At 44.8% G+C, this 4027-nt stretch carries 6 protein-coding genes; 4 read left to right on the forward strand and 2 right to left on the reverse strand.

The genetic code is table 11. From position 1 onward, the window contains the following. Both ABW391_RS13725 and ABW391_RS13730 read right to left on the reverse strand, forming a co-directional pair. On the reverse strand, window positions 1-806 hold an 806-nt coding region (locus tag ABW391_RS13725), incomplete at its 3' end, for a glycogen synthase (RefSeq protein ID WP_353482452.1). Window positions 807-1053: 247 nt separating this feature from the next. Then, complete coding sequence (locus ABW391_RS13730; RefSeq protein WP_353482453.1) at window positions 1054-1290, reverse strand: 30S ribosomal protein THX; 237 nt, start codon at window positions 1288-1290, stop codon at window positions 1054-1056. 22 nt (window positions 1291-1312) lie between these two features. Here ABW391_RS13730 and queG point away from each other — a divergent pair, with 22 nt between their 5' ends. The 4 genes from queG to ABW391_RS13750 all read left to right on the forward strand — a co-directional run. Continuing rightward, window positions 1313-2248, forward strand: coding sequence for a tRNA epoxyqueuosine(34) reductase QueG (queG, locus tag ABW391_RS13735; protein WP_353482454.1), 936 nt, complete (start codon window positions 1313-1315; stop codon window positions 2246-2248). A 107-nt stretch (window positions 2249-2355) separates the two neighbouring features. Next, window positions 2356-3087, forward strand: coding sequence for an esterase family protein (locus ABW391_RS13740; RefSeq protein WP_353482455.1), 732 nt, complete (start codon window positions 2356-2358; stop codon window positions 3085-3087). 11 nt (window positions 3088-3098) lie between these two features. Further along, entirely contained in the window at window positions 3099-3590 is a 492-nt protein-coding gene (locus ABW391_RS13745) for a YcxB family protein (protein ID WP_353482456.1), read from the forward strand. Between the two features lie 15 nt (window positions 3591-3605). Continuing rightward, window positions 3606-4027, forward strand: a 422-nt coding sequence (locus tag ABW391_RS13750) for an amidohydrolase family protein (protein ID WP_353482457.1), incomplete at its 3' end; no start/stop codon positions are given.

A 4027-nucleotide genomic window follows, 5' to 3' on the forward strand; every position in this document is an offset into this window, starting at 1 on the left:
CCATTAAAATGATGGGGCAGGTAACTGTCTATGGCTGGATCCCACACCTCGGCGTCAATGCCATTGAGGATACCCGAACACTTGATGGATTCTGCCCGCAGCAAGCCTTCCAGCCCATTGGAAGAAACCATCAGCTCCTTTAAATAAGTTTGAGAAACGGTGGTTACTTTCCATGCGCATTTAATCGCTGATGCCAAAGGATTGATCACCCCGCCCCAATCGATCATTCCGGACGCACTGGCCTCAAAGGCAGGAAGAAGTACGTGTTTGTCCCAACCAAATGAGCCGTGGTACTCGCCATTGTGGATGGTAAAAACGGTGGGTATATTGCTGATGGAGCGGTACTCCAAACTGTGCTGGAGCATAAACGGAATCAAACCCGAATGGTGATCGTGGCAATGAATAACCGCAGGTTTTTCGGGCATGTTCAACACCCAGTTCAATACCGCTTGCTGAAAATACACCCAGCGTTCGGCATTGTCGTTGTACCAACCAGTAGCATCGCCATAAATCCCCGGGCGATCAAACTTGCCGGGCAAATTGATCACGTACAAAGGAAATCCCAGGCTATCGTTTTGTTCTTTTTCAACTGCGAATGGATAATATACATTGTGGAGGCGAAAGGCCCCGGTATACACCAATTCAAACTGTCTGGCCTGAAACCAGGGCAGTTGATACTTAGGAATCACGGCAGCAGATGGCCAGCCACGGTGAATCAGGTATTTTGGGAGTGCACCTACAACATCACCCAAACCGCCTGCTTTGGCCGCCGGATAACATTCTGCACTGACGTGAAGTATTTTCATGGCAGAGTACGTGTTCGTGTTTTGTTGGGATGAAACCACCAATGGCGTTCCCAACAATCGTCAGTGCTAAAAATAGAATATTATTGGAGAAAAAAAGCAGGAAGGAGAAAATAAAATTTGGGAAAACGATAGGGATTTAAGTTTTAGGGTTTTGTGTTTCTGGTTTTGGGTTTTAAGTTCTGGATTGCACCCAATTTTGCCCAACTGATCAAAATTGGATGCAATCCAGAACCCCAAAACCTAAAAACTACTCTTGTACTGGTGGTGGTGCCTGTACTTTTACTTTTTTTCCTTTCTTCGGACGGACGTTGCCGTATGAACTCATAAAGAGCTTGCCCCGGAGGCTTCTTTTATCACCTTTTCCCATGGTTTTTAAATTTTGTTGGTTTAAAGGCTGCAAAGGTAGGTGTTTTTTAGGAATTTGGAACGGAAACCATTGGGAATTGCTATTTGATGTAGCTCTGCTTTTTACCTTTGTTCTCATTGCTCACTTTACCACAATCTTCATGCCAAGAGCTCAAGCCCATTCAACCCTGATTCGCAACGAAGCCCAGCGCCTGGGGTTCGCTCAGGTGGGCTTTGCCAAAGCGGAATTCATGGACGCGGAAGCGCGCCGCCTGGAACAGTGGTTGGAAGCAGGCATGCACGGCCAAATGCATTACATGGCCAATCATTTTGACAAAAGGGTGGATCCTACGCAATTGGTGCCCGGCGCCAAATCTGTGATCAGTTTGGTCTACAACTACTACAACCCGGAGGTACAAGAAGATCCAACTGCACCTAAGATTTCCCAGTATGCTTATGGCCAGGATTACCATTTCGTGCTTAAAGATAAGCTCAAAGCTTTACTGCATTTTATCGAGCGTGAAATCGGAGCAGTAAGCGGGCGGTGTTTTGTGGATTCTGCCCCTGTTTTGGAGCGGGATTGGGCCAAACGCGCCGGAATGGGCTGGATTGGCCGCAATACCCTGTTGATCAATCCCAAGGCAGGATCGTATTTTTTTTTGGCTGAAATCATTTTGGATCTGGAATTGGAATACGATGCGCCCATGCGAGACTACTGCGGTACTTGCCGGCGCTGTATTGATGCCTGTCCTACCGAGGCCATTTCGCCCGAAGGCTATTTGGTAGATGGCAGCAAATGCATTTCCTACCTCACCATTGAGTTGCGTGAAGCTATTCCGGATTCATTCAAAGGCAAAATGGACAACTGGATGTTTGGTTGTGACGTCTGCCAGGATGTATGCCCCTGGAACCGCTTTTCGAAACCCCATCAAGAACCTGCCTTTGATCCACACCCGGATTTAATGAGCATGCGCAAGCAAGATTGGGAAGAAATAACCCAAGAGGTGTTCAAGCAGGTTTTTCAACATTCGGCGGTAAAGCGCACCAAATGGGAAGGACTTACGCGCAACATTGCTTTTTTGAAAGGAGAAGATTGAGGGATTAAATAAGAATGTATGTTTATTTTTCGAAATTGGATCGAATAAATAACAAAAAAACGCTAAGTTTCCTGCTCTTTTGTCTGCAAGTACGAAAAATCAAGCTCATGCACCGCGAAATTCACCACTGGTACAGCCCCAATTTGAACAAACACATGGAAATTGCCATGTACGGCCACTATGGTTTTGGCCTCTTGTTGTTGCCAACTGCCGGTGCCGACTACCTCGAATATGAGCGCTTTCACCTGATTGAAGCGATTCAACCCTATATTGAAAGCGGCAAAGTAAAAGTATTCTCCATCAACAGCATCAACTCGGAAGCCTGGCTCAATGACCACATGAACCCCGTGCACAAAGGGATTCGGCACCAACAGTTCAATGCCTATGTAGAGCAAGAGGTAGTGCCATTCATCAAAGGAAAAACCAGTGAAGATACCCCCATCATTACAGCCGGGGCATCATTGGGGGCGTTGCACTCCGCCAATTTGTTTTTCCGGCGACCTGATTTGTTCCGTGGAGTGATTGCCATGTCTGGGGTTTACGACCTCACTGCTTACAGCAAAGGCCATTACGACGACAACGTGTATTACAACTCGCCTTGCCATTATTTGCCCAACCTCACCGATGAACATGCATTGCATTTGCTGCGTACTTCGGGGCACATCCATTTGTTATCAGGCTCTGGTGATTATGAAGACCCACAAGCCAGCCGCAATTTGTCCCACATCCTGAGTCAAAAAGCCATCCCCCATGAATTGGACATTTGGGGAAAAGACATCAAGCATGATTGGCCTACTTGGCGAAAAATGCTACCTTTGTATTTAAGTAGTAAATTTTAAATATTATAAATATGATTCATGTTTCCTATCAAATTTCTGAAAAAGAATTCAAACGATCAGTACGGGGACTTTGGATTTCAAATCGCATCTGGATTTACGCAGCAATTGCCTGTGTATTCTTAGTTGCAAACTTAACGATGAGTGACATTGAAGGACAATATAAAATAGTAGCTTTATCTTGGATGCTTCCTTTGGTTTTAATTGTTGTCCTATTTTTAATTATCTATAGTTTTAGCTTAAGTCGAGCATACAAACAAACTCCATTAAGCAAAGGAGAACTGAAATATACCTTCAGTGAGGAAGACATCGAGTATGACGCGCCAGATTCCAGTGGTAACCTAAAATGGAGTGCCTTGAAAAAAATCAAGGAATCCAAGGAGTTCTTTTATCTGTACACAACCAACGTTACTGCCATTATTATTCCCAAAAGGGCTTTCAATATTGAAAGTGACCTTAATGCGTTTAGAAGTTTGGTTGTTTCAAAAAACCTGCTAAAACGCTAATTTTCAATTGAACCAATGCGCATAGATTCACATCAACATTTTTGGAACTACAGCCCCGAAACCCATGCCTGGATCACTGACGAAATGAACCTGATCCAGCGAAATTTTTTACCACAAGACTTGCAACCTGAATTGGAGCGCCAGAAAATCGACGGTACCATTTTGGTTCAAGTAGATCAAAATGAGGCGGAAAACCACTTTTTTTTGGAGTTGGCTGCGCAAAATCCATTCATCAAAGGAACGGTGGGATGGGTAGATTTAAAAGCGGACAACCTTGAGGAGCGCCTGACTTTTTACAAAAGTTATCCGGTGCTAAAAGGATTTCGGCACATTGTACAAGCAGAAAGCGATCCGTATTTTTTGCAAAACCCAGCCTTTCGGCAAGGCATTGCTACGCTGAGTAAATACGGCTACACCTACGATATTTTGGTTTACCC

It is taken from the genome of Haliscomenobacter sp. (assembly GCF_040403615.1).
GTDB lineage: Bacteria > Bacteroidota > Bacteroidia > Chitinophagales > Saprospiraceae > Haliscomenobacter.